This is a genomic window from Dyadobacter sp. BHUBP1 (genome assembly GCF_050587785.1).
Lineage (GTDB): Bacteria > Bacteroidota > Bacteroidia > Cytophagales > Spirosomataceae > Dyadobacter.
Window position 1 is genome coordinate 295,673 of the sequence record NZ_JBOBIH010000002.1, and the last position, 25,428, is coordinate 321,100.

Consider the following 25,428-nt stretch of genomic DNA (forward strand, 5'->3'; position numbering starts at 1 on the left):
GAATGGCGTTATTGCAACGTCATTCGTTTTTTTATACTCACCGCTGCCCATGTCACTGGACCGTACGATTGCCCCTGATTTCAAAATTATTCAAACTGTAAGCCTGCCGGAACCTCAAACCTATACCCTCGACAATGGGATCGCGCTGCACGTGATTAATATCGGGGAACAGCCGGTGGTACGTCTCGAATGTATCTTCGAAGCAGGTAACTGGTATGAGAGCGAAACGGCGGCGTCCTATTTTGCAGTCAAAATGCTGACCGAAGGCGTGGAGGGAATGACTTCGCAGGAAATCAGCGAGGCTTTCGACCAGCTTGGGGCGTTCACTGACCTCACTCACACATCCGACCGTGTGGGAATCGTGGTGTATTGCCTTTCGCGCTTCCTGCCGGAAGTGTTGCCGCTGGTGCAAAAGCTGATCCGCAGCGCTACCTTCCCGGAGAAGGAATTCCAGGAGTTGAAAAACATTACGGTACAGAACCTGAAAGTGAACAAGGAAAAAACGGCATATCTGGCTACCACGGAATTCAGGGCGCGGCTTTTCGGCGAAAGTCACCCGTATGGACAAAGTCAGAGTATTGAGGGGATCGAATCGTTGGGAATGGATGCGGTAAAAGCGCATTATGACAGCTTCATCCGGGAAGGAAAATTTACAGCGGTACTCGCTGGCCAGGTTAGTGAAGCAGATGTACGGCATGTAAATGCGACCTTAGGGCAGAACACCTTCGATAGAGAGTCCGATAAGGTTTCATTCAATGCTTCCGAGGTTTATCAGGGCGACGAAACGATCGTTGAGCGGCCGGAAAGTGTACAATCTTCGATCAGGATGGGCCGGGTGCTATTCAATCGCCACCATCCCGATTATTTCAAAATGCTGGTGACGAACGAGATCCTTGGAGGTTACTTCGGGTCGAGGCTGATGAAGAATATCCGCGAAGAAAAAGGCCTTACTTACGGCATTTCCTCGCATCTGGTGACCTTGCGTCACGAGGGTTATCTGATGATCGGTACGGACGTGAAAAAGGAATTTACCCAGCAAACCATCGACGAAATCAAGAAGGAAATACACCGGCTGCAAACCGAACTGGTGGGAGCGGAGGAACTGCAGACGGTTAAGAACTTTATGGCCGGAGAATTTGCTGGGTCGCTGAATACGGCCTTCGAGGTCGCCGACCGCCGTAAGATATTGCTACTGGATAGCTTGCCTGCCAATTTTTTCAATCAATATATTGACCGCATTCATGCCACTACCGCGGAAGATGTGATGGCGATGGCGAACAACTACTTACGTCCGGAGGATATGGTAACTGTAATTGCGGGAGGTAAATAGTTACCGATTGGCCTTGTCCAGCGCAGCCTTGTAAGTTCTCAGGCAACGTTCCCTCGCTTCTTTATGGTCGACCATCGGGACAGGGTAGGCATCGGTACCAAACTCCGGGACCCATTTTTTGATATACTCCATTTTAGGGTCGAACTTCTCCATCTGTGAGGCCGGGTTGAATATCCTGAAATAGGGTGCGGCATCGGTCCCGGAGCCGGCTGCCCATTGCCAGCCGCCGTTGTTGGCAGCCAGGTCGTAATCCAGCAGTTTTTCGGCAAAATAGGCCTCACCCCAGCGCCAGTCGATGAGCAGATGCTTGGCCAGGAAGCTGGCGGTGACCATCCGCACGCGGTTATGCATGAAGCCCGTCGCATTGAGCTGCCGCATACCGGCATCTACCAGCGGATAACCCGTTTTGCCTTCACACCATTTCTGGAAATCGGCCTTGTCGTAGCGCCATTTAATGAAATCATAGCCTTTCCGAAATGCCTCACCCTTTCCTACATGCGGGAAGTTGGAGAGAATTTGCTGGTAGAAGTCCCGCCAGATCAACTCATTCAGATAGACATCGCTGTGCCTCCGGGCCTGACGCGTAAGCTCGCGTATGCTCACTGTGCCGAAGCGGAGGTGAATGCCCATGCGGCTGGTGCCTTCTCTGGCAGGAAAGTCGCGATCCCGGGCATAATCTCTCAATAGTGTATGACCGATATGATCCGATGGGAATTCAGACCTAACCTTTTCAAAGCCCATGTTTTTCAATGCGGGCAATGCGGCACCGTGCCACTTTTGAAGATGTCCGAAATACTTTTCAGTCGGATAGGATTTGATGTAAAAATCAGTGAGTTTCTCTTTCCATGCTTTGCTGTAAGGTGTAAAAACAGTGTATGGCGTGCCCTGGCCTGTTAGGATTTCCTGTTTTTCAAAAATGACCTGGTCCTTGCAGGTTTTGAAAACAATACCTTTTTGCTTTAAAATCCGGTAAACCTCCCTGTCACGGTCGGTGGCGTAGGGTTCGTAATCGGTGTTGGTGTACACTTCGGCGATGTCGTATTCATCTACCAATTTTTCCCATATTTTGACGGGGAAGCCGTATTCCACCAATATATCGGCATCTTTTTGCTTCAACTCCTGCTGGATGCTTGAAATAGCATCATGTATAAAAGTCAGCCTGGCGTCTCTCTTCTCTTCCAGGTCGTCGAGGATATTCCGGTCGAAAATGAAAAGCGGGACCACCGGATAGCCTGAGCGTAAGGCATAGTAAAGCCCCGCATTGTCATGTAGCCGAAGGTCTCGGCGAAACCAGAATAGCGCGATTTTATCTTTCGTTTTCAGGGGCATTCCGCGCGGTGATCAGGGTTGAAGGATATTTGGTATAACTTAACTACGAAGTAACTGCATTTTTGGATTTGAAAACGGCTAATGAGAGCGGCTTTTAAATCGTATATTGCGGCATAATGCAATATTAATTTAACCTGTATTCATGAAATTACAACTCACGATCCTGTTCAGTCTTCTGTGCCTTACGGTTTTCGGCCAAAAGAATACCGAAAAGCAGGACTGGAAGCAGCTCTTTAACGGAAAAAACCTGGATGGCTGGGATATCAAAATCCGCGGCTATGAACTGAACGACAACTATAACAACACTTTCCGGGTGGAAGATGGCAAAATGGTGGTTCGTTATGACAAATACGATGATTTCGCTCAGAAATACGGGCATATCTTCTATAAAGGCGATTTTTCCTATTACCGCATTGCTGTTGAATACCGCTTCGTAGGCGAACAGGCTCCAAAGGGCGAAGGCTGGGCATGGCGTAATTCCGGCATCATGGTGCACGGGCAGCCGGCTGCGACAATGGGTAAAGACCAGGACTTTCCGGCGTCGATCGAAGTGCAGCTATTGGGTGGAAATGGTAAGACCCGCACGACTTGTAACCTTTGTACGCCCGGTACCAACGTGGTGATCGACGGTAAGCTGGTAACGCAGCATTGTGTTAATTCAAAATCAAAAACTTACGATGGCGACCAGTGGGTACGTGCCGAGGTGCTGGTATTGGGCGATTCACTGATCCAGCATTTTGCAAATGGTGAAATGGTGCTCGAATACAACAAGCCGCAACTTGGCGGCGGAAACCTGGGCGGTGCTACGGACCCGGAGGTAAAAATTGCCGGCAAACTGCTTGACCATGGCTCGATATCCCTGCAAAGTGAAAGCCACCCTGTGGAATTCAGAAAAGTGGAAATCCTGGATTTGAAAGGCTGCATGGACCCGAAAGCGACGAATTACAAGTCCTACTATGTGAAGGCGGATAACAGCAAATGCAGCTACGGCAAGAAGAAGTAATATAAGTTTTAAACAAAAATGCCCGGGGTTCCGCAGAGCCCCGGGCATTTTTGCATTAGTATTACTATAATCTCACGATTTCCGCACCAATCGCGTTCAGACGCGTATCGATGTTCTGGTAACCGCGGTCGATCTGCTCGATATTATCGATAATGCTCACGCCTTTGGCCGACATTGCTGCAATGAGCAATGCAACCCCGGCACGGATATCGGGGGAAGTCATGCGGATGCCGCGGAGCTGTGTCTCGCGGTTGTGGCCGATCACCGTTGCGCGGTGCGGGTCGCAAAGGATAATTTGTGCGCCCATTTCGATCAGTTTATCCACAAAGAACAAACGGCTTTCGAACATTTTCTGGTGAATCAGAACGGTTCCCTGCGCCTGTGTGGCTGTTACGAGCACGATACTCAGCAAGTCGGGTGTGAAGCCGGGCCATGGAGCGTCGGCCACGGATAGCGTAGAACCGTCAAGATAGTTTTCAATGCGGTAGCGTTCCTGTGCAGGGATAAAGATGTCGTCACCCCGGAATTCCATTTGAATACCCAGTCTTTTGAAAACATCGGGAATAATGCCCAACTCCGGAATGCGGCAATCTTTGATGGTAATTTCCGATTGCGTCATCGCGGCGAGGCCAATGAAGCTACCGATTTCGATCATATCCGGCAGCATCGTGTGCTCGGTGCCTTTCAGCTCGCTTACGCCTTCCACCACCAGCAGGTTGGAGGCAATACCGGAGATTTTGGCTCCCATGCGGTTCAGCATTTTACAAAGCTGCTGCAAATAAGGCTCGCAGGCTGCATTGTAAATGGTGGTCGTGCCTTCGGCCATTACCGCAGCCATCAAAACGTTAGCGGTACCGGTTACCGAAGCCTCGTCCAGAAGCATGTAGGTACCTTTCAGATTGGCAGCATCGACGCGATAGAACCCGCCGTCTTCTTCATCATAGCTGAATTCCGCACCCAGTTTCTCGAAACCCAGGAAGTGGGTGTCAAGCCTTCTCCGGCCGATTTTATCGCCGCCCGGACGAGGAATGCGTCCTTTGCGGAAACGCGCCAGCATAGGGCCGAGCAGCATCACCGAGCCCCGCAATGCAGCCGCTTTTTGGCGGAACGAATCCGATTCGAGGTAATCGAGGTTGATATCGTCGGCTTCGAAGCGGATGGAAGTTTCGCTCAGCCGTGTGCGGCGTACACCCAGATCGCCCAGGAGGTTGATCAGCTGGTTTACGTCGCGGATATTCGGGATGTTATGGATTGTCACGGGTTCTTTGGTCAGGAGCACAGCACAGATGATTTGCAATGCTTCGTTTTTAGCGCCTTGCGGCACAATTTCACCCTTGAGACGACGATCCCCGGTAATTTTGAATGATGCCATATAAGATTTTGGGCAATTGAGACGGTATAAAATGAAACCTGGATTTTACATTCCAGGTTTTTTGCGGTTGTTATTCCGGTTGTTGTTATTGTTGTTGTTCCGGTTTTGAAACTTGTTCCGGTTGCGGTTCTGATTGCCCTGGTTGCCGCCGCCCTGCCTTTCTGAATTGTGGGATTGGGCTTTGAAGTTGTTTCCGCCCATCTGGTTCACCCGGTTCCGCTCCTGGTTGTTATTGCGGTCTTTCGGCGCAGCATCAATGGGTCCTGATTTACGGATATAATCAATTTCTTCCTTCAAACGGCCTTTGCTAAGTTGTTCCAGCTGGCTGAGCAACACACTGTCTTCGGGGTTATCCTTGTTCCATGCATTAAAGAATGAGCGCATCAGGCGGAAAATGTAGGAAACGAATGCGAGGCGGTCTTCCGGGTTTTCGGTCTGCGAAGCTTTTTCCAGTAGCAGATCTATATTACGGCCGTAATGGCGGAATTGCAGGTTCTGTTGATTGTAGCCGACCCGTAGCGGTTTCTTGCCCAGCGCCTCCTTGGATGGTGGTGGAAAAGGACTGTCAACATCCAGTTCGAAACCGGAAATAATGTACAGGTCGTCCCACAACTTGTTGGTATAATCCTGGTTATCCCGCATGTTGGGGTGTATCTGACGCATAAGTTCGACCAGGATGTGCGCGTAGAGAGTGCGCTTCGCCTTGTCCTCTATCTTGACGATGTGGTCGGCCAATTTTTGTACGTTACTGCCGTATTCTTTCAATGGGATATCTTTTTTATAATGGACAAAAATAATAAGTTTTTGTGGAAACAAAATGAGGTCCAGCGGTAAAACAGGCTTTCCGAGCCGCTTACTTCAGGGAGTGTAAACCAAATATCCCCGCATACCTTCGGGGGAAAATGCAGGCTGGTACCCGGCTTCCGGAGGATGAACCGTGTAGTAATAAAGTCCGGCAGGAGTTCCGGGAGAATGTGTTGCAGGAATCCAGAAGCATTCATGACGACCCACGTTACAATGTAACAGTTTTCGGAAAACGGTTGTTCCCAGCGGGTTATGGATGTTCAATTCGAGGTCGGTCGAGATAAGTCCCCAGTTTTGAATCGTAAACCTAAACCATTGGCCCGACGGGTTGGGCGAAACAGTTACCTCTACGGGTTGGGCGTAACCAGCTATTTCAAAATGAATCTGGTACGGCGGCGGCGAATGTCCCGTCTTGTCGCGGCATTGGACGGTCAGCAGGTATTTGCCGGAAAGTAATGCGGGTTGAAAGGTGATTTCATAAAATCTCCCGGCACTATTTTTCCCTGCGGCGGTGCTTAATGGCACTCTCATATCGGTACATCCCGGGCAGAGCCTTTTCAGCCACACGGCCGCCATAGTCGTATCATTATCCGTTGCGGGTAGGTTTTCGTCGAAAACTCGGACCTGGATTATGGGTTTCCCGGAAACCATCTCTCCGTTTTGAATGCGCCTTCCGTCGACGAAAACCTGTAATAATGGCGGCAGGTCAACGGATTGACTGTCGGCCAAAGTATCCGGGATCAGGGAAGGAAAAATGCGGATGGCCGGGTCGCCATGGAGCGTCATCTGCTGGACCGTAATGCTATCCAGTATACCCGGGTTACGTGAGAGATTTCGGCGGATGGCTTCCTGCTGGACTATGCCAAACGGTTTGCTCGTGAATGCGGTGTCGGCCAATACCTCGTAGAAAATATCGGTGTAACGCTTCAACGCGGTCGATGGGCCATTGAAAGTATGAGCCAGAAAAAGGACTGCCCCGCTTTTGGGCGCGAAAATCCAGTCAGAACTCAATGTTTGGGTTGAATAGAAAATACTGCCCGCCGCGCAGCCGTTCACGATCACCGCCGGATAGCGCGGATGGTTCTGGTAATTCCCCGAGGGATCGCTCGCGCGGCCGATGTCGATGTCGGTAAGATCAAGGGAGGAATGTCCAAACAGGGTAATAAGCCCGACGCCTTCATTGACTTGCTTATCAATGTGAACTTGCTCAACTGCGTTGTCTGTAAGCTTCGAAATCGTTGTTACCCTATCCGCGAGCGGTGTGGTTTCAAGTTTCTTTTCAAACGACTGCACGTAAGATCGAAAGACATTCAACTCGTCCCTCGATCTGCCACCACTTAAATGCAATATCCGTTTCCGCCAGGTTGCTGACGGGCGTTCGGCTTCCATGGCCTGTACCTTGCGAAGGTAATCGAGTAGTTGCCGGGAGTTTAGCGCATTAATGCGGCCAATCGAAACGAGCGGATTGTAAGAGCCCTTCATGGTTGCCAGGGCGATATCCGAGCCCGGCCAGCCGGCATTCGGTACCATGTCCGTCTGCCACGAATCCTTCATTTTTCGTGCTTTTTGAGGGTCTATCGATCTTCCCGCCAATAATATGAATTTCAAATTTCCTCTGTCATGCAGCGCATGAACCGCATTGCGAATGCCTTGCGGACCAGGCTGACCCGCATTGAACTGATCATAAAGTTCATAGCTGTAAATAACTGACGTTTTATACCCGCCTCCGGCTTCGGATGTGCGGTAGTGCGCATATTCTTCGACGGCGTCGTGCCCCTGTACTCGTACCCGCATCAGCGGATGTGTGATGATGAGATATTCTGTTTCGGGATCAATCGGAGAGAATTTTACTATACGTGGAGGCAGGATTTTCATGGGCTCGGGTGCGATGCGCGGGCCCGCTTGCGGGTAGTATATACGAGCGTACGAGAGCGACACGTGCCCGCCCGTGCCTGCGGGAAGGAGCGTGAGTGTTAACTGACCGGTTTCTTGGAAGTCCTCAACAAGAGTTTTGAAGTGAATAACTTTGGTTTCGCGGCCGGTTATATTCAAATCAACCAATTTTCTTTTCAGATTTTGGCCGCTACCCAGCCAAAGTGTAAATGAATGCACACCCGGAGACCAGCCCGCGAGGAACATTTCACAGTCAATGTCCGGTGGGTTTTCTTTAAATAGATTATTGATTTTAAATACAATTTCAAAAGGTGTATGCTCCGCTATTTCGGGGCCTGTCCAACCTTCACCTTCATCATAGGCGGTCAGTAACGAACCGGTTTCATAGTTGCTTTCCGGTGGGAAAAACTGGCCGGGTAGGTAATGGGAGATGAAAAGTTGCACGGATTCTCCCCAGTGGAATGCGGCACTGTCGGTGACCGTGCCGGGTGTCGGGAAGCTGGTCCTTAATCCGCGTTTCTCGTTTTGCCAGGTCAGAAAATAGGCGGTGGTGTCGGAGTAGAGGTTAAAGTAAAGGTGGGGCATGGCATCGGGCTTTGCATACAGCGCAGTATCGGCATAGCCGTCATTTTTTTTTCCAGAAAACAGTATGTAGGCATAGTGCGTTAGCCTGTCCGATAATGCACCCACGATTTCGATGGGGACTTCGTAGCCGTGTGCGAACAGCTGAATGCCGGAGATGGCGATGGAGTCCACCGGAATGCCGATCTGTGAAAGTTCCTTAGCGCTGACTTTATAAATTCCGGTTTCCGCGACGGGAATGCGTAGGTAAGTCTGCCGGTAATCGATCCATTCGTTGCCGTAGCGTTCCTGCGCATTGCATCGGGTATACCAAAGAATGCAATGGAAGATTAGTAAGGTGTGTGTAAAAATCCTTGTCATCGTCTTTAATTTTTTGATGCACAAGGGTAGCCTGCAAGACCCGGTGGCCTATTCCCGCGGCTTGCGGATGTACAGGTTCATGGAAAACGCATACGCATGATCGTCATCGGTACCATGAAATTCTGAACTCGCCAATTCCCAGTCGGCCGGGTCGAATGCCGGGAACCAGGCGTCGCCTGCTACTTGTGCGTGTACAATGGTTAAATACATTCTTTGGGCGAGTGGAAGCATTTGCCGGAAAATACTCGCACCGCCTAATATGAATACGTCCGTTTCATCGGAAAGTAACGCGATCGCTTCGGAAATATCTTTGGTATATTCCACATGCGGCTCAGCCTGCGCAGGCGGGTGTGAGGTGATAATCACATTCCGGTATTCCGAATGCAGCGCGTCAGGCGCTTCAAAACTTTTTCTTCCCATAATGAATGGTTTCCCCGCGGTGACTTTGCGGAAATGCGCCCATTCATCGGGCAGGTGCCAGGGCAGGCTGTTGTTCAGCCCGATAACGTGGTTTTCGGCCATAGCCGCGATGATATAAAGTTGCGGTTTCATATTTAGTGATCGTTCTTTTTTCTCTTCTCTTCTCTTTTCTCTCTTTCTTTCTTCTCTCTCTATCTCCGTCGATTAAAATCGACGGCAAAAGATAGTTTATTGCTGTCGGTTTTAACCAATGGAGTGTAGTGAGGGAATAATTCGGCGGGCTTTTAGTAGTAAACAAATGTTTAGCCGATCAGCATTTAATTTGACCATTCATCCTAACCATGACATCTTTTTAACATGGTACCTTGCATCGCAAAGTACCTGTGTATACCTTTGTATTGTTAGAAGTTTTAATTCTATCTGTTAGCCATGAACATATCATTTTAAATTAACTCATGAAACCACATGAATATTGAAAATGCCCAAGTGCAGATGCGGAAGGGAATTTTGGAATTCTGCATCCTGCACATCATATCCCGGGGCGAAGTCTATGCTTCGGATATGTTGGATGAACTCACGTCCGCTCACATCATGGTGGTGGAAGGAACATTATACCCTCTTCTTACCAGATTAAAAAATTCGGGCTGGCTGGATTATAAATGGGTGGAGTCGTCTTCGGGCCCTCCAAGGAAATACTATGTTTTGACGGATGAGGGGAAGGTCTTCCTGGACGCAATGCAAGCTACGTGGTTTGAACTCGCCGACTCGGTGCAAACCGTGATTAAACGCACAGAGGAGTTGAGCAAAACGGCTTCAAGCAATCTTCCTGACCCTAACTGATCACTCAAAGACATTCGATTATTTCAATCATGAAAAAGACAATCAGCATAAATATAGGCGGCATTATCTTCCATATCGAGGAAGATGGCTACGAGAAACTGAAAGGGTATCTCGCCTCTATCCAGAAGTATTTTTCTTCGTTCGCGGATAGCAAAGAGATTCTTTCGGACATTGAGGGCAGGATTGCGGAAAGGTTTCTAAACAAACAGAAAACGGAAAACAAGCAGGTGATTTCGCTGTCGGACGTCGACGAGCTGATCGCTGCCATGGGTACCGTGGCCGATTTCGAGGCGATCGAGGAAGGCGGGGAGTTCATTGCCGATCCGCTCGAAACGGCTTCTGCACAAACATCCGCACCAAGGCAAGAAACTTTTACCTCGGCGCCGAATGCGCCTAAAACAGAGCCCGCAAGGCCGGGCGCACCCCGGAAGCTTTACAGAGACCTGCGCAGGAAGCTTCTGGGCGGCGTGGCAGCCGGTTTGGCGCATTACTTCTCGGTAGATGCCATCTGGGTCAGGCTTGCGTTCCTATTCGCGGTGATTGGCTTGCCGGCAGGTTCGGGCATGCTCGACATGAATGCGGAGGAAGTTTTCGGCCCTATTTCAGGATTTATGGTGCTGGTCTACATTGCCATGTGGGTGGCATTCCCTGGCTCTACGACACTCGAAGAGGATGCGCATATTAAGAAATTTTACCGCGATCCGGATCGTAAGGTCGTCGGTGGTGTAGCGGCCGGTGTGGCTTCGTATTTCGGGGTCGATCTGGGTGTGGTGCGTTTCCTGTGGGTATTGTCGATTCTATTGTTCGGGACCGGTTTTCTGATCTACATCGTACTGTGGGTGATTGCCCCAAATGCCAACACGCTGACCGAAAAAATGGAAATGCAGGGGGAGCCTATTACCCTCTCCAATATTGAGTCGAACATCAAGCAGAGCCTCAATTTGGAAGAAAGAGGGGGAGAAGAGCATATCGTCACCAAGATATTGTTGTTGCCTTTTCGCGCCATTGGGCTGGTTTTTTCGGCGCTGGGGAAGTTGCTTAAAGGCCTCGGGCCGGTTCTGAGGATATTGATCGGCGCGTTCCTGATCGGGATGTCGGCCTTAGGATTGTTGGGCATCGTGATTGCGGCAGGCGTAGCGTTGGGCCTTACCAGCGCCGGGGTATTCGACGATCTGCCGATCCCCATGCTGATTTATCAGGAATTGCCCGAAATCCTGATCCTTTCCGGTATTCTGGTGGCGGCTATCCCGTTGGTAACCTTCCTTTTGCTGGGGCTCACATTGATTTCCAATAAAAGGATCGTCGGTGGAAGCGTGTGGCTGACATTACTGGGTCTTTGGATTGTAGGTGTGGTCGGGGCCACTGTGGGCGGGATTAACTACCAGCGGAATTTTGCTAAAAGAGGGGAAGTGACTGAAACCACCTATTACGCTGTGCCGCGCGGGACGCTTACTTTGGATTACGATTATATCTATGATGAAGAGAATATAGATGTAGATGTACGATTGGCGGGTTTCAATGCGAGAGATAGTATCAAGCTTGAAAAAACACTTCGTGCAAGAGGCCGGTCCCGTGAGGATGCTCAGAAAAATGCACTTGAGATCAAATATGCCCCGCAGTTCCGTGATTCGGTTTTCGTACTTACAGAAGGTCCGACGCTTTCAAGCCGCTCGCGGTTCCGCGATCAGGAGATCGATCTGACGGTGAGTGTGCCTTATAATAAGCCTTTCGCCATGAAAAGGGACTTTTATAACCAATTGAACGATTGGGAGAGCAACCAGAGACACCTTAAAAGATACGACCTGCATGACGCCGACGATGTTACCTGGAATCAACTGGTTTGGGTCATGAAACAAGATTCGGGACTGGTTTGTACTAACATTCCGCTCAAATACATCCGGAGCGAGAGCAGCGAAGGCGAACAAGATGGTTATTCTTTTGAATACAACGATAATAGCGACCTCGAACTGGGCGAGCGAGGCAATTACAGCAAACAATTCCCGGTTTCGGATTTCAGAAAAGTGGATATCGGCGGTGCCTATTCGATCATCATCCGTCAGGGCACCGAATACAGTGTAACGGCCGATTCGGATAACCAGGAGAATATTGATGACATCCGAGTGGTCGTAGAAGACGGCGTGCTCCGTGTGAAGCGCAACCGCGAGCTCAACCTCTTCGATCACGAGAAATGGGAACGCATAGGGATCGTGATTACCATGCCGACCATCGAAAACCTGTCGCTTTCGGGAGCCAACAAGACATTGGTGACCGAGTTCAAAGATATACCGAAATTGGATGTGGATATTTCGGGTGCTTCCAAAACGGAGCTGAATGTATTCACAGACCAGCTATCGGTGAACGTCTCCGGGGCTTCGAAAGCTACACTGAGAGGTTCGGCGAAGTCGGCCAAGCTGGATGCCCACGGTGCCTGCAAGTTGACGGCCACCGAAATGAATATCCAGAATGCGGATGTGAATGCGTCAGGGGCATCGAAAGTGGAGTTGAGCCATGTGCCTAACCTGAACAAACATGCCAGCGGCGCGAGCAAAATCAACGTGCAGTAATATTTTAAATGCCGGTGCAACGTCGCCGGCATTCTTTTCATCTTTTCTGAAAATCTAACTTATTAAACCATGAAAAGAACGCAGCTATTCCTTATTGCAGCTCTTCTGATTACCGCATTGTCGTGCCAGGTATCTGCACAGGAGACCCGCAAATTTTCCGTTTCGGGCTTCAACAAGCTTTCTATCGGCAGCGCATTCAAAATAGATGTAAAGCAGGGAGGCAGTTTCAGCGTGACAGCCACCGGCCGTTCGGAGGACCTCGACGATATGGAGTCGGCAGTGAAGAGCGGTACCCTGCATTTGGGTTATAAAAATAAAGGCTGGAATAAAAACCGCAAGACCGTCGAGATCAGCATTACCATGCCCGCCCTCGAAGGGGTTGACTTCTCCGGCGCTTCCAAAGCCAATGTGGCCCGTTTTACCGGTGTGAAGAGTATGGAAATTGATGTTTCCGGGGCATCGCAGGTTACCATGAGTGTGGCCGCTCCCAAAGTGACCGTTGATCTTTCCGGCGCATCGTCGCTTACGCTTACCGGCGAAGGCGATGTCCTGACCGGTGACGTTTCGGGTGCATCATCGCTTAAAGGCCGTGATTTCTCCGCCAAAACCGTGAACATCGACGCCTCCGGCGCCAGCAGTGCCGCCGTATTGGCCAGCAACACTGTAAATGCCGAAGCCAGCGGTGCCAGCAGCATCCGTTACTCGGGCGGAGCGAAGGACATCCATTCCAGCACCTCCGGCGCGAGCTCGGTCAAAAGAGAATAAAGAAAACCATTTAATATTCACCACGAACTACAAACAAGGCCTGCGGTTGCGGGCCTTGTTTGTTTTTTAGGGGCATTTGTAATTGAAAGTGGTGGTAATTGCTGAGCCTTCCGGAGCTCCGGCAGACGTCTGGGCAGATGATTCCGGCAGTCCGGATGAGTTGTATTGATAGGTCGTCCTGGTTTCAAATACCTGGTTGCTCGGAAAAAGCGTCGTCTTGTCGCCGATGAGATTGTTGACTCCATCAGTTCGCTGGGCGGTTGAGATCAGTTCCGGAATGCCTTTAAATTTTTTAGGAATGTCATTTTCGGGGTTTTTGTGGTCATCATAAAATAGTTCGGTAATGTAGGCTTTCTGCCCATTGGTGCTACTTTGTACACTTGTCATATTTCCGCGTGCATCGTATGTGATTTCAAATACGCTTTGGGCGTTGGTTATAGACGATACCAAGCCCATTTCATTGTACTTTGTTTCGATAGTTACGACTCCGTTCAGATTTTTTTCCAACACCGAACTGATTACTCCGTTTTTGAATGTGGTCATTGCACTCCCATACGTGGCAGTGGTAACTGCGGATATTGGTTTCCCATTGCCGTCGTATTGGTAAACTTTGGATTCACTGGATTCCACGACTGGCAAGCTCACGTTATTTCCGAGAAATGTGCTTTGCCGTTGAGTTGTGGAGGAAGCAACGTGCCCCGATTCGTACTTGTAATCGGAGGTTTCCACGTCTTCGCGGCGGAAATTTTTGAATTTGTACTGCTCGAAAAGAAAAGTTCCGGCTTTGATGCCTTCGAACAAAAACACCTTCCGCCTAATCAACTTAGTAAGGAAACCATCGGCATCGTAGGATAGATCAAACTGTACGGTTTCTGTTCTTCGCACCAAGGCAGCGTTGTTGGAATCCAATTCTTCGCTCTTATAAACGTTAATTGAGCTGAGCAACTGTTTCTGATCGTTGAATTTTACGCCGGTTGAAGAAGTCAGTTTTGTTCGTACCGACGAGCCCGGGGCGTCAGCTACACTTGTTTTGCCCAGAAACAGACACTCGGAAGGGGGCACCACAACATCATGATCATTTTTTGTACACGATACAAGCAATGCCAACGCGATGAGCATGGGAAGTGACCTCATTGAAATATGCATGGAAAATTGGAATGTAGAGATTGGTAGCATAGAATAAGCGTTTACGGTATGATATTGCGAGTAATCCAGACTTTGTTGTTTAGGGGCATTTGTAGCGGAATGTGGTGGACATGCTTTCCCCGTTCGGAATGATTTTTGGCGCGGAAGAGGCAGGTAATCCATCGGCATTATATTGATAGACGGTCTCGGTGTCATAGCTTGGCGCTCCAATGTAACTAGTGAATTTTTCGCGGACCAGGTTATTCACACTCTCGGTACCGACAACGGTCATTACATTTTCCGGTATACCTTTAAATTTTACCGGGATATGCGTTTCGGGATTGACATGGTCGTCATAGCTGTATTCCTGAAGGTAGTTGGGCTGGCCTTTGTCTGAGAACTTGACACTTTTTATGTTGCCTTTGGCATCAAAGTCGAATTCGTATAGATAGTTGCCGCTTTTCGTCGTTTTTCGGTTGCCTTTCTCATCATAGAGGGTTTCTAGTGTCACCACTCCACTCGCATCCTTCCTGATTTCCGATGCGATCACCCCGTTTTTAAATGTGGAAATGTCGGAGCCACTGGCGCTGGTAGTCAGTGCCGACAGAACAACATTCTGGCTATTGTATGTATATTTCTTTGTCAGCTCGCTTTCAACAACAACCTGTGCATCACTATCACCCTGTGAACGAACGGTAGTTTTAGTGGTAATGGCCGTTGCTCGTCCAGACTCGTATTGATAGTCTGAGGCTACAATGGTTTCCAATCTGAATTTCAAATAGTTCTTATTGTAATATCGATATGAAAATCCAGTTGTTCCTTCATACAAGAATACCCTGGTTTCGACCATTCTTACCAAAAAACCATCCGCATCATGCTGTGGGACATAGTCTGTGGTGGTTGACTGCTTCCACCGGTTGAAAGCCTCTAAGTTGTCGATCCGCCTGGCCGTAACGAGCTGCTTTTTGTCGTCCAGCACAAGCTCATTCCCCCATTCACCTTTGGGATGTTTGAGACATCCTCGTCGAAGTTTTTCCGGCGAAAATACAGCCCTGCACTGGCTCGTGCTCTTTCTTTGAACAGGCAGCAAGAAGGGCTATTGCCAACATGGCGAATAGGAATTTGAACGAAATGTACATAGCTAAACAGTGGTTTTACGGCGGAAACTTGTAAGCAACCTTTAATAACTTTAACAATTTGAAATAAATCAGTTTCTTTTACAACTTGCACCGCTCAACATGCATTACTGACATCACACATGAACAGAAAATATTTACTATCCGCAGTATTTGCCCTTACATTTATTCATCAAATGGCAATGGGGCAGGGGCGTTCCAAATTCGGTGGACGTTATACCGATCCGTTCGGGGTGCTGAGCGTGACGGCGGGGATAGGTGTGGCCTATTACATGGGTGATCTCAATGACGGCATCCATATGAAGCACCTCGGGCTCGGTCCGTCGGTGTCGCTGGGTGCGTTATACCGGCTCACCGAGCACGTGAGCGCACGCGGGGAGCTGCGTTTTTACCAGGTTTCCGGCGACCAGAAGTATTCTAAAAATTATCAGAATAACCTTTCATTCAAGACATTCAACCCGGATATCAACCTGGGTTTGCAGGCAGATTTGTTTGCCTATAACCGGCACGCGCCGATCAATCCTTACTTATTCGGAGGCGTTGGATTTACTTACCTGAGCCCGAAAGCAAAATTGGGTGGCACCTGGTACAGCTTGCCCGAGCTCACAACCGAGGGCGTCAAGTACAAGCGAATGCCGCTCGTCTTGACCGCAGGGGTCGGGATATCCGTCAAAACTACCAAAAGGCTGAGCCTCGGCCTTGAACTCTGCAATAACTTCGTCAATTCCGATTACCTCGACGACGTGAGTACGGTTTATCCCAATCCCGACCAGCTGCCGAGCGACATTGCCCGTGCACTTTCAGATCGCGCCCCGGAGATCGGCGAGCCAGCACGCCAGCCGGGCTGGAACCGCGGTGGCGCCAAAAGCAAAGACAGCTATTTGTTTTTACAGGTGCGGGCAACCTACCTGATCGGCAACCGCGCCCAGAACCAGGAGCGCAAAAAGACCCGTTGCCCTAAGTTTTAAATACATCACCATACCAACATGCTGAAACCGAAAAAGCCCCATCAATCCGAAGTAACCATGACCGAAATGGTGCTTCCCAACGATACCAATACACTCAATAACCTGATGGGAGGAAGGCTGCTGCACTGGATGGACATTTGTGCGGCGATTTCGGCGCAAAAACACTCCAACCGCATTGTAGTAACGGCTTCTGTGGATAACGTGTCGTTCACGGAACCGATCCGGCTTGGTAACATCGTGACCATGCACGCCAAAGTGACCCGCGCATTCAATTCTTCGATGGAGGTTTTTCTCGAAGTTTGGGCAGAGGATATTCCGGCGGGACAGCGGGTGAGTACCAACCGAGCATTCTACACTTTCGTGGCGGTTGACCAGAATGGCCGGCCTATCGAAGTACCGCCGCTGGAACCGGAGACGGCCGAGGAAAATGAGCTGTATCTGAGTGCCCTCCGCCGCCGGCAGCTACGCCTTGTGCTGGCCGGACGTCTGAATGCAGCCGAAGCTACCGAGTTGAAAGCGCTTTTTAAGGTGGAATAAGGCGGTAGGCACGGCATAATTTGGTAATTTTGCGGCATTAACACTTGTCACTTATGCCCAAGCAAATCATATTTTCGGATAAAGCACCGGCCCCCATTGGTCCTTACAGCCAGGCTGTTAAAGTAAATGGCACTGTTTATGTTTCAGGACAAATCGCTGCTGAGCTGGCTAAGTCCGGGGACATCAAAGCAGAGACCGGGATGGTCATGCAGAATATCGGGCATATCCTGGGAGCAGCCGGCCTCGGTTTTCAGAATGTGGTGAAAGCCAGCATTTTTCTCCGCGATATGAACGACTTCGCGTCTGTCAACGAAATCTACGGCAGCTTTTTTACCAAAGAACCTCCCGCCCGCGAGACCGTACAGGTAGCACGCCTGCCGAAGGACGTTAACGTCGAAATATCCGTTGTTGCGGTTGAATAACGAATGTCAGGTGTGGTCAGGAAGTAGTCATTTATAGTCAAGTATAGTCAGGTATGGTCAGTAAGTCAAATTTTGGATGGACGGAGAATCAATGACAATCAATGACTACCCAGACAACGAATGACCCACTTGACAAGCAATGACAACACCTGACAACAAATGACAATACCTGACCGCGCGGCGGACCGCAACGAATGACCACACTTGACCACCAATGACTATTCATGACTACCAATGACAGTACCATTGAACTTAATTTTTGAATAAATGAATAACAAACCTGTCAGGGTGCGTTTTGCGCCTAGTCCAACCGGTCCGTTGCACGCGGGCGGTGTACGTACGGCCCTGTATAACTACCTGTTTGCACGCCAGCAAGGCGGGCAGATGCTGCTTCGCATTGAAGATACCGACCAGAACCGCTACGTTCCGGGAGCCGAGGCATATATTCTGGAAGCATTGGAATGGCTGGGTATCGGTATCGACGAAGGCCCGCAGCAAGGCGGCCCGCATGCGCCTTACCGGCAATCGGAGAGAAAAGAAATGTACCGCGAATATGCGGAAAGGCTCGTTCAGGAAGGGAAGGCGTATTATGCTTTCGACACGCCCGAGCAGCTGGACGATATGCGCAAACGTCTGGAAGCTGCCAAAGTAGCTGCCGTACAATATAACGCGATCACCCGTACGGAAATGACCAACTCGCTGACATTATCGGCAGAGGAAACGAAAGCGCGGCTTGAAAGCGGTGACCCTTACGTGATCCGGATGAAAATCCAACCAAAGGAAGACGTTCGTTTCAATGACCTGATCCGCGGCTGGGTGGTGGTACATTCGTCACAGATTGATGATAAAGTGCTTTTGAAGTCGGATGGTATGCCTACGTATCACCTGGCGAACATCGTGGATGACCATTTAATGGGCATTACCCACGTGATCCGTGGCGAAGAATGGCTCCCGTCGGCTCCGCTGCACGTGCTGCTGTACCGTTACCTGGGCTGGGAAAGCACTATGCCGCAGTTTGCACATTTGCCTTTGCTCCTGAAACCCGATGGAAACGGTAAGCTTTCGAAACGCGACGCGGATCTGGGCGGCTTCCCGATCTTCCCCTTGGAGTGGACGGACCCGAACACCGGCGAGAAAGCCCGTGGTTTCCGCGAAGAAGGCTATTTGCCTGGGGCAACTGCTAACTTTCTCGCATTGTTGGGCTGGAATGCAGGTACCGAGCAGGAGATTTTCAGCATGGACGAACTTATTGCCTCGTTCAGCTTCGACCGCGTGCACAAGGCAGGGGCGAGGTTCGATATTCAGAAAGCTAATTGGTTCAATCAGCAATACCTGAAACAGCTGGACGATGCCGCAATCATCGAAGAGCTGAAACCATTGTATGCTGCGAAAGGCATTACTGTCAACCAGGACCAGCTCGTGCAGATCGTGCATTTGCTGAAAGACCGCGTACATTTCATCAAGGAAATCGTTTCGGAATCGCTCTTTTTGTTCGCAGCGCCTGAGGAATATGACCAGGATGTGGTGATCAAGAAGTGGAACGAGGAGGCGGTGAATGCGATCGGTGTTTTCAAAGATGCATTGATTGACTTTGAAGGCAACTTCGTAGCACACGATATTAAAGATGTACTTTCCGCGACTATGGAATCGGCGGGTATTAAAATGGGGAAAATCATGCAGGCATTGCGCCTGGCGGTGACCGGCGCAGGTGCTGGCCCGGATTTGATGATCATTATGGAGATACTCGGCAAAGACGAGGTTGTGAGAAGGCTCGAAACAGCGCTCAGCCGTTTGTCAGCGCAAATCAGGCTGGCGTGAAGCCCTGCCGACCGCAGGATCAAAAAACATTGGCACCGCGGGGATCATTACATATTTTCGTAACAAGTGAATAACGGGCTGCGCTGCGGCCCATTGGCATCAAACACATGGCTAAGAAAAAACAGTCGGAAACATCCAAGCCTGCACCGGAAAAACCACGCGTGCATAAGGACCTGGAAGGCTTTGATATCCAGATCAACTCGTTCGGTGAGATCACCACGAGCTTTGATATGGACCGTATCAATGAATTTTTGAATAAAAATGTGGATGATAAGAAACTCCGTGACCGGGAGGATATCCCCGGCCGAAAAACCCGGAAATCGAAGAAAAAGAGTTCCGAGGAAGAAGAAGAGGAGGAGGAATAACAGGGCGTCCATGCAGTTCGTTTTGACCAACCTATAAAACCTTTACGAAAAAATGATCTCACACGAAATCGATTACAAAATCATCGGCGACGACATTCAGGTCGTTGAAATTGAACTCGACCCGAACGAAACCGTGATCGCCGAAGCGGGCGCTATGCTTTTTATGGAAGACGGCATTCAGTTCGAAACCAAAATGGGCGACGGTTCGGAAGCAAACCAGAGTATAATGGGTAAGATTTTCCAGGCTGGAACCCGCTTGCTCACCGGCGAATCGCTGTTTATGACGCATTTTACCAACCGCGGGGTAGGTAAGAAGAAAGTGGCTTTCTCGGCGCCTTACCCCGGAACGGTGATGCCGATCGACCTGTCGAAAATCTACGGAAACGAGCTGATCGTTCAGAAGGATGGTTTCCTTTGCGCGGCCATGGGTACGAGCATGAAGATCCATTTCAACCAGCGTTTCGGGTCAGGATTGTTTGGAGGGGAAGGTTTTATCCTTCAAAAACTGAAAGGCGACGGGATGGCGTTCGTCCATGCGGGCGGCGTAGTGATGGAGAAGCAGCTGAACAACGAAACCCTGCGGATCGATACCGGTTGCGTAGTGGCATTCGAGCAATCACTAAGCTTCGATATCCAGCGTTCGGGCGGCTTGAAGTCGATGGTATTTGGTGGCGAAGGGATGTTCCTGGCGACCTTGCGTGGTACAGGCCGTTGCTGGATCCAGTCGATGCCGATTTCCAAACTGATCCAGCGGCTTTCAGTTTACGGCCCCAACAGCCGTAAGGAAAGCGGTTCGGTGATCGGAGGGTTGGGAAGCCTTTTCGAGGATTAAAATGTTCATGTCACGCTGAGCGGAGTTGAAGCGCCTTATAGTACCGCGCTTCGACTCCGCTCAGCGTGACATTCGTTTTTACTTCAAAATATAAACTCCTTTACCTGTGCCGAGCCATATTTCGCCGGAAGGACTCTGTCCGATGGCAAATATGCTTTCGTCGAGGTCTTTCAGCTCCCACTTCCCGTTCCGGAAAACGCCATATTCCTTGTCATCCCAAAATGCGGCCCATATCCGGTTGTCACGATCGACAAATACCTGCTGAGTCATGTAGACCTTTTTATCCTCTTCCGGCAGTTTGATGATCTGGGAGGATTGACCGTTGAACCGGAATATTTGCGGGCGGTTTGGCACAATGGTGCTCGAAAGTCCGTAGTCGATGGAAGCTAGCAAGTCATTATTTTTATCGGTCACGATGTTACCATAGTAGTAAGGGTTGAAACCGAGTTCTTTTTTACCAAAAACATCCCATTTATCATCCTTGATACGGACAATGGAGGTAGCGGTGACTCCGTCGTTAAGTGCGACCCAGACGGTATTCTGCTGATCGATCGCAATGTCCCCTATCAGGCTGCTGGGAAGCTTGGAATTTTCGGGCGTGAAGGTGGAAAAGTGGTTCCCATCATATTTTACCAAACCACCCTGACGGAACGCTCCCGCCGAAAACCATATATTGTCGGCGCCGTCAACAGCCAACGAACGCACTGCATTACGGGGCAGATTGTATTCGCCGGACCCGTACCGGGTGAACTTTGAACCGTCATATTTGACCAGATCGTCGGTTCCCAGCCACACATTCCCTTTTTTATCGACTTCAATATCCCAGATAGCCGCCTTGTTCAAAATGGAATTGGTAGAATCAAAAACCGCTATGCTCATGCCGTTATGCCGGATGAGCCCCTGACCGAGGGTACCGAGCCAGGCCGTGCCCGATTTGTCGAAGGCGATGGAAATGATGTGGTAGTCTTGTAATCTGGCGCCTTCAATTTCGAGCGGGGCGGGATTTTCGCTGTCTTTTTTGCAGGCATTCAACAGAGCCAAAGCGCATACGATCAGTAGTATTTTTTTCATGGGGCAAGCGGTTTGGAGTTTTGAGGAACGAAGAATCGACGTTAGGGACACGCCGGCTAAGGGGATAGTTGGAACATCCTCATTATTAATAAGGTATGTGTTATTTTAGTTAAAAACAACACTTCGAGAGCTGGTTTGTCCGTCCCGGATTATTTGAAGAATGTATTTGCCGGCAGGTAATGGATAATGCGGACGGACGGAAAGCAGTCCGACAGCTTCACGTGCCGAGATTTGAACAGGATGTTCACGGCCGGCAGCGTCGAAAAGCCGGCAGGTAGCGCCGGTTTCTGACGCTGGAATAATGTAAAACTGTTGTTGCGTGACCGGATTTGGGAAAACGGTCCAGGGAGCCGGCGCACCATCCCGAAACAGTGCGACAATCGTTGAATAGGATACCGTGCCGTTGTTATACCCCATTTTAACCCTGTAAAAGATCGTCCCGCTGCCCGATAGACCGCTGTCTGTATCAGTATCCGTAAAACTGAACACACCCGATGAACCGCCAGCTGGCGCAGAGAAGGTTTCAAGATCGTTGTAATGCAGACCGTCGGTCGTTTTCTGGACCGTCATCGAAGCAAGCCCGGGGACCGGCGCAAGGGCCCAGGCAACGTGGATAGTACTGCCCACATTCCTCACACCAATGGTATTGACATATTCGATTGTTCGTATTACACGCTCCACGTAAACCGGTTGCGAAATGCTGCCGGGGAGGACTGGGGCAAGGCCTGTGAGGCGAATGCGGTACTCTCCGTCCGGCACCCCGGCAGGCATCAGGATTGGGAGCGGACTGGCAGCACCTGTGCCTATTTGAGCAATAAAGTTCCCTTGCGTGTCCAGTAACTCGGCAGCGATTTGCACCGTTGCCGGGGTATTGCCGGTGATTGTAAATGGCAGATCAAATGTCGCGCCAGGATACACGCGTGCGGGCGTTACGCCTGTGTGTAACGCGTATACTGGCTGCAAAGGTACGGTCTGGGCAATCGCTGTGTCAGCCAGGCTCCTGTTCCAGGCTGTGGCTGCGAGGGTGAGTCCCTGTATTCCGCCGGGGACATTTTCAAAATGCGCAGAGGCGGGGCGCGGGATCTGGATGGTATCGAGGTAAGGTCCCTGAAATGCATTGAAAGCAGGCAGCGCTATCAAGCGGTTTTGGGCGTTCAGAACGGGCAGGTAAGGGTCTTTCAACTGATTACTGGCAGAGTTACGGGCAATGTACCAGGGAATATTGTAGCCCGAATCTCGCCGACTGTTCTGGATGAGCGTCCGGATTCCGTCGAAATATTGCGCTTCGCTGAAACCGAGCTGCGCGTCGTTTTCCCCATGCGCCCACAGTACCGCGCGGACGCCCGTCAGGGATGTCATGTAACGCATCGTATTGACAATATTGCTGTAAGGCTGCCGGTTGGGCCAGTATTTTCCTACATATAAATTATAGGCGTCCTTCCCCGACGCAGCGTCGCGGTAATTTTCGGAATTGGCAGCTGCCCATGCCGTATTGAAAAACAGCACCGGGGTTTTCCATCTTCGAAACAGCAGGTCACCCAATTCGCCCCAGTACCATGAAGTTTCACCATTTGGAAAAATATAGTTGCTGCTTTTGAGCGGCTCGAACACCGGAAAAGGCATAGGACCGTCGGGGGCCACGGTAATGTTTTCGTTGTTGAGGGTTTTGTTGATTGCATTAAAGGAAATCACATTCGGCGAAGCGTCTTTTGCACCGAGTCCGGGCAGGCCCATTGCATTGGAATTGCCGGCAATGAGGAAAACTTCGCCTACACCCACGCGGGCGACAATTGCCGAATCGGTGATTCCGTTGCTTGCCGTACCGGTCAGTTTGAGTCGGTACCAACCGGTGTGGGCAGTGAATGTGGTATACAGAAATCCCTGCGTCAGCTGGTCTGCTTCCAACAGCTGCTCTTGGACAGTATTAGCATTGCCTTCAATGGGAGTCAACACAGCGCTAATGCGGGTATACGGGTAATGAGCATAGGCGGTGATAGAAATGGAAGCTGCGCCCGATGCATTGCGTTGCATGACCTGGTTTGAGACCGGGCTTGTGATTACCAGCTGTGCGCGCACCAGTACCGCGCCTGCGAGTGTGAAAAGCAGGGTTAACAGGCAGTGAGCGTAGCGTTCGGCAGCAGGGCAAATCCTATTCAGCATCTGCAAATTGTTTTCGTAAACTTAGACCTTGAATATAACGGAAAATGGCTTTCCGGGCGGGGTGTCGGTACAAGAACGAAAAAAGCCGACCCTCAGATGAAGGCCGGCTTTTATAAAGCAGATAAGAAAGTTCTAGTTGTAACCCGGGTTCTGTGGTTTCAGATTCGGATTGTTTTTCATTTCCTGGATACCTAACGGGAACAGCAGGTGTTTTTCCAGCAATGGAGCACCACCGCTCACGTTCAGGTTCTTGTGGCCTACGAAGTTGTCGAACTTCTTGGTCTCCTCATTGAATACTTTACGCAGACGTACCATGTCGAACCAGGTAATGCCTTCGTAAGCGAATTCGTGCCAGCGCTCTTTCCAAACCGCCTCTTTGAAGGAAGCAGCAGTGTAAGTGCCAATCGCAGGTGTAGTCAACTTGGCGCGGTCGCGGATGCTTTTGAAAGCTTCGTAAGCCTCGGTATTGACGGTACCCAGCTCCGCTTGTGCCTCTGCATACATCAGCAACACGTCCGAGTAACGCATCTGGTTTACGTTGAGGTTGTTGAGACGGGTAGGGGTAATGCCCGGGCCGCCCAATGCAGCGATGTTGAAGTATTTGAACACGTATGGAGCGCCGAGATCGAATTTTTCGCCTGTACCATTAGTGTAATAGGTGGTATAGAACCATCCTTCCTGGTCTTTGGTACGAAGATCTCCCTTTTCATACGACTCATAGAACGACTTCGTAGGTACTGTGCTGCCGGTTCCGCTGGGTCCTGCATAAGTTACGGCCTTGAAGTTCGGGAAGAAGTCGTTCAGCGGGAAGCCGGCCACCACAGTGTTGTACTGGATCTGGAACAGATGCTCCATGCGGTTTTTCAGTTTCTCGTCGTGCAATTCCTTGTAAGTAGGGAACAAGCCCAGCGTAGAAGGGTTAGCCTTGGCATAAGTGATCACTTCCAGCGCTTTGTCGGCCGCCAGTTTGTAATGCGACTGTCCTTTGGACAAAGGAAAACCGGCCATGGTCAGATATACTTTGGCCAAATAGGCTTTCACTGCCATTTTAGATACCCGTCCGTTGGTGTTGAAATCGGCAAAACCGGCGGCTTCGGCAGCCTGGAGGTCCTCGACGATCAACTTGTAGACTTCCTCTTGTGATGTTCTTGAAGGGAAGAAGTCCTCAGACTCGGCCGTCTGAGGCTTGGTGATCAAAGGCACATCGCCCCACAATCTCACTGCATAGAAATAAGCCCATGCACGGAGGAAGCGCGCTTCGCCGAGCAATCTTACTTTCTGAGCTTCGTTAGCAGCAGGGAACTGGATGGTGGGAATTTTCTCAATTGCCAGGTTGGCATTCGCGATCACGCGGTACAAGCCGTTCCACCAGTTGCTGATATGGCCTGTGTTGCCATCATAGATGAGGGCATACAGGTTGTTCAGGTCGGAGTTCTGACCTGTTTCGGTTGTAGCCGTACCGGTTGGCGCTTCGAGCATTTGCCAGTTAGCCGAGAAAATACCTGCGCCGTCACCAAAGAAACGCATGTCGGCGTAAGTAGCTGCAATGGCCGCTTCCGCGTGGTCGGGGATGGTGTAGAAGGTATCCGGTTGAAGGTTCGACGGATCCTGCTCATCGAGGAAGTCGGAACAGGCTGTCGGACCGAGCAGGATTGCTCCGCAGAGCAAAAGTTGATAGAATTTTTTATTATTAAGTTTCATACTGAATGTCATTTTGAATGATACAACGGTC

21 protein-coding genes are annotated in these 25,428 nt (G+C 50.2%); 11 read left to right on the top strand and 10 right to left on the bottom strand.

What is annotated here, in order from left to right; all coding sequences use genetic code 11:
- Positions 1-49: 49 nt before the first annotated feature.
- Complete coding sequence (locus tag ACQ4MZ_RS07990; RefSeq protein WP_430844147.1) at positions 50-1,330, top strand: M16 family metallopeptidase; 1,281 nt, start codon at positions 50-52, stop codon at positions 1,328-1,330.
- Here the strand turns inward: ACQ4MZ_RS07990 and ACQ4MZ_RS07995 are convergent, their stop codons facing one another.
- The gene (locus tag ACQ4MZ_RS07995) at positions 1,331-2,659 is read right to left on the bottom strand and encodes a cryptochrome/photolyase family protein (RefSeq protein ID WP_430844149.1); all 1,329 of its coding nucleotides are present in this window, start codon (positions 2,657-2,659) and stop codon (positions 1,331-1,333) included.
- Between the two features lie 142 nt (positions 2,660-2,801).
- Here ACQ4MZ_RS07995 and ACQ4MZ_RS08000 point away from each other — a divergent pair, with 142 nt between their 5' ends.
- Entirely contained in the window at positions 2,802-3,662 is an 861-nt protein-coding gene (locus ACQ4MZ_RS08000) for a 3-keto-disaccharide hydrolase (RefSeq protein WP_430844151.1), read from the top strand.
- Between the two features lie 64 nt (positions 3,663-3,726).
- On the opposite strand, the gene murA is transcribed toward ACQ4MZ_RS08000, so the two are convergent.
- From murA to ACQ4MZ_RS08020, 4 genes are read right to left on the bottom strand one after another with little or no spacing between them, the layout of a single operon-like run.
- Positions 3,727-5,034 (bottom strand): UDP-N-acetylglucosamine 1-carboxyvinyltransferase, encoded by a 1,308-nt coding sequence (gene murA, locus ACQ4MZ_RS08005; RefSeq protein ID WP_291203207.1) that lies wholly within the window; start codon positions 5,032-5,034, stop codon positions 3,727-3,729.
- A 45-nt stretch (positions 5,035-5,079) separates the two neighbouring features.
- Positions 5,080-5,850, bottom strand: a complete 771-nt coding sequence (locus ACQ4MZ_RS08010; protein WP_430844154.1) for a DUF4290 domain-containing protein — start codon at positions 5,848-5,850, stop codon at positions 5,080-5,082.
- Between the two features lie 42 nt (positions 5,851-5,892).
- Positions 5,893-8,673, bottom strand: coding sequence for a C25 family cysteine peptidase (locus ACQ4MZ_RS08015; RefSeq protein ID WP_430844156.1), 2,781 nt, complete (start codon positions 8,671-8,673; stop codon positions 5,893-5,895).
- 48 nt (positions 8,674-8,721) lie between these two features.
- Positions 8,722-9,225, bottom strand: coding sequence for a dihydrofolate reductase (locus tag ACQ4MZ_RS08020; protein ID WP_430844157.1), 504 nt, complete (start codon positions 9,223-9,225; stop codon positions 8,722-8,724).
- A 333-nt stretch (positions 9,226-9,558) separates the two neighbouring features.
- On the opposite strand from ACQ4MZ_RS08020, the gene ACQ4MZ_RS08025 reads away from it, so the two are divergent.
- The 3 genes from ACQ4MZ_RS08025 to ACQ4MZ_RS08035 all read left to right on the top strand — a co-directional run bounded on the left by ACQ4MZ_RS08025 (position 9,559) and on the right by ACQ4MZ_RS08035 (position 13,262).
- On the top strand, positions 9,559-9,933 hold the full coding sequence (locus tag ACQ4MZ_RS08025; protein WP_090151757.1) for a PadR family transcriptional regulator: 375 nt from the start codon (positions 9,559-9,561) through the stop codon (positions 9,931-9,933).
- Positions 9,934-9,962: 29 nt separating this feature from the next.
- A complete protein-coding gene (locus ACQ4MZ_RS08030) occupies positions 9,963-12,497 on the top strand; it encodes a PspC domain-containing protein (protein ID WP_430844158.1) in 2,535 nt (844 codons plus the stop codon).
- 69 nt (positions 12,498-12,566) lie between these two features.
- Entirely contained in the window at positions 12,567-13,262 is a 696-nt protein-coding gene (locus ACQ4MZ_RS08035; protein ID WP_430844159.1) for a head GIN domain-containing protein, read from the top strand.
- A 66-nt stretch (positions 13,263-13,328) separates the two neighbouring features.
- Here the strand turns inward: ACQ4MZ_RS08035 and ACQ4MZ_RS08040 are convergent, their stop codons facing one another.
- Together ACQ4MZ_RS08040 and ACQ4MZ_RS08045 are read right to left on the bottom strand one after the other, a co-directional pair.
- The gene (locus ACQ4MZ_RS08040; protein WP_430844160.1) at positions 13,329-14,396 is read right to left on the bottom strand and encodes a hypothetical protein; all 1,068 of its coding nucleotides are present in this window, start codon (positions 14,394-14,396) and stop codon (positions 13,329-13,331) included.
- A gap of 91 nt (positions 14,397-14,487) precedes the next feature.
- Positions 14,488-15,477 (bottom strand): hypothetical protein, encoded by a 990-nt coding sequence (locus ACQ4MZ_RS08045; RefSeq protein WP_430844161.1) that lies wholly within the window; start codon positions 15,475-15,477, stop codon positions 14,488-14,490.
- Between the two features lie 168 nt (positions 15,478-15,645).
- Here ACQ4MZ_RS08045 and ACQ4MZ_RS08050 point away from each other — a divergent pair, with 168 nt between their 5' ends.
- From ACQ4MZ_RS08050 to ACQ4MZ_RS08075, 6 genes are all read left to right on the top strand, one after another.
- A complete protein-coding gene (locus ACQ4MZ_RS08050; protein WP_430844162.1) occupies positions 15,646-16,491 on the top strand; it encodes an outer membrane beta-barrel protein in 846 nt (281 codons plus the stop codon).
- A gap of 18 nt (positions 16,492-16,509) precedes the next feature.
- Complete coding sequence (locus tag ACQ4MZ_RS08055) at positions 16,510-17,028, top strand: acyl-CoA thioesterase (RefSeq protein WP_106594211.1); 519 nt, start codon at positions 16,510-16,512, stop codon at positions 17,026-17,028.
- 53 nt (positions 17,029-17,081) lie between these two features.
- Positions 17,082-17,450 (top strand): Rid family detoxifying hydrolase, encoded by a 369-nt coding sequence (locus ACQ4MZ_RS08060; RefSeq protein WP_223401822.1) that lies wholly within the window; start codon positions 17,082-17,084, stop codon positions 17,448-17,450.
- Between the two features lie 267 nt (positions 17,451-17,717).
- Entirely contained in the window at positions 17,718-19,268 is a 1,551-nt protein-coding gene (gene gltX / locus ACQ4MZ_RS08065) for a glutamate--tRNA ligase (RefSeq protein WP_430844164.1), read from the top strand.
- Between the two features lie 107 nt (positions 19,269-19,375).
- Positions 19,376-19,633: a hypothetical protein gene (locus tag ACQ4MZ_RS08070; RefSeq protein WP_015813708.1), complete on the top strand. Its 258-nt coding sequence runs from the start codon at positions 19,376-19,378 to the stop codon at positions 19,631-19,633.
- 52 nt (positions 19,634-19,685) lie between these two features.
- Positions 19,686-20,465, top strand: coding sequence for a TIGR00266 family protein (locus tag ACQ4MZ_RS08075; protein ID WP_106594214.1), 780 nt, complete (start codon positions 19,686-19,688; stop codon positions 20,463-20,465).
- A 78-nt stretch (positions 20,466-20,543) separates the two neighbouring features.
- Here the strand turns inward: ACQ4MZ_RS08075 and ACQ4MZ_RS08080 are convergent, their stop codons facing one another.
- From ACQ4MZ_RS08080 to ACQ4MZ_RS08090, 3 genes are all read right to left on the bottom strand, one after another.
- Positions 20,544-21,536 carry a ligand-binding sensor domain-containing protein gene (locus ACQ4MZ_RS08080; protein WP_430844166.1) on the bottom strand — a complete coding sequence of 331 codons (993 nt, stop codon included), beginning with the start codon at positions 21,534-21,536 and terminating at the stop codon, positions 20,544-20,546.
- Positions 21,537-21,641: 105 nt separating this feature from the next.
- Positions 21,642-23,696, bottom strand: coding sequence for a sialate O-acetylesterase (locus tag ACQ4MZ_RS08085; protein WP_430844168.1), 2,055 nt, complete (start codon positions 23,694-23,696; stop codon positions 21,642-21,644).
- Positions 23,697-23,828: 132 nt separating this feature from the next.
- Entirely contained in the window at positions 23,829-25,409 is a 1,581-nt protein-coding gene (locus tag ACQ4MZ_RS08090) for a RagB/SusD family nutrient uptake outer membrane protein (RefSeq protein ID WP_430844170.1), read from the bottom strand.
- Positions 25,410-25,428: the final 19 nt, after the last annotated feature.

Bases quoted from the DNA above. Each gene is read 5' to 3' on its own strand.
- ACQ4MZ_RS08055 (WP_106594211.1), top strand. From the start codon at position 16,510: ATGCTGAAACCGAAAAAGCCCCATCAATCCGAAGTAACCATGACCGAA.
- ACQ4MZ_RS07995 (WP_430844149.1), bottom strand. From the start codon at position 2,659: ATGCCCCTGAAAACGAAAGATAAAATCGCGCTATTCTGGTTTCGCCGA.
- ACQ4MZ_RS07990 (WP_430844147.1), top strand. From the start codon at position 50: ATGTCACTGGACCGTACGATTGCCCCTGATTTCAAAATTATTCAAACT.
- murA (WP_291203207.1), bottom strand. From the start codon at position 5,034: ATGGCATCATTCAAAATTACCGGGGATCGTCGTCTCAAGGGTGAAATT.
- ACQ4MZ_RS08080 (WP_430844166.1), bottom strand. From the start codon at position 21,536: ATGAAAAAAATACTACTGATCGTATGCGCTTTGGCTCTGTTGAATGCC.
- ACQ4MZ_RS08035 (WP_430844159.1), top strand. From the start codon at position 12,567: ATGAAAAGAACGCAGCTATTCCTTATTGCAGCTCTTCTGATTACCGCA.
- gltX (WP_430844164.1), top strand. From the start codon at position 17,718: ATGAATAACAAACCTGTCAGGGTGCGTTTTGCGCCTAGTCCAACCGGT.
- ACQ4MZ_RS08060 (WP_223401822.1), top strand. From the start codon at position 17,082: ATGCCCAAGCAAATCATATTTTCGGATAAAGCACCGGCCCCCATTGGT.
- ACQ4MZ_RS08085 (WP_430844168.1), bottom strand. From the start codon at position 23,696: ATGCTGAATAGGATTTGCCCTGCTGCCGAACGCTACGCTCACTGCCTG.
- ACQ4MZ_RS08020 (WP_430844157.1), bottom strand. From the start codon at position 9,225: ATGAAACCGCAACTTTATATCATCGCGGCTATGGCCGAAAACCACGTT.
- ACQ4MZ_RS08000 (WP_430844151.1), top strand. From the start codon at position 2,802: ATGAAATTACAACTCACGATCCTGTTCAGTCTTCTGTGCCTTACGGTT.
- ACQ4MZ_RS08075 (WP_106594214.1), top strand. From the start codon at position 19,686: ATGATCTCACACGAAATCGATTACAAAATCATCGGCGACGACATTCAG.
- ACQ4MZ_RS08040 (WP_430844160.1), bottom strand. From the start codon at position 14,396: ATGAGGTCACTTCCCATGCTCATCGCGTTGGCATTGCTTGTATCGTGT.
- ACQ4MZ_RS08025 (WP_090151757.1), top strand. From the start codon at position 9,559: ATGAATATTGAAAATGCCCAAGTGCAGATGCGGAAGGGAATTTTGGAA.
- ACQ4MZ_RS08015 (WP_430844156.1), bottom strand. From the start codon at position 8,673: ATGACAAGGATTTTTACACACACCTTACTAATCTTCCATTGCATTCTT.
- ACQ4MZ_RS08030 (WP_430844158.1), top strand. From the start codon at position 9,963: ATGAAAAAGACAATCAGCATAAATATAGGCGGCATTATCTTCCATATC.
- ACQ4MZ_RS08050 (WP_430844162.1), top strand. From the start codon at position 15,646: ATGAACAGAAAATATTTACTATCCGCAGTATTTGCCCTTACATTTATT.
- ACQ4MZ_RS08090 (WP_430844170.1), bottom strand. From the start codon at position 25,409: ATGACATTCAGTATGAAACTTAATAATAAAAAATTCTATCAACTTTTG.
- ACQ4MZ_RS08070 (WP_015813708.1), top strand. From the start codon at position 19,376: ATGGCTAAGAAAAAACAGTCGGAAACATCCAAGCCTGCACCGGAAAAA.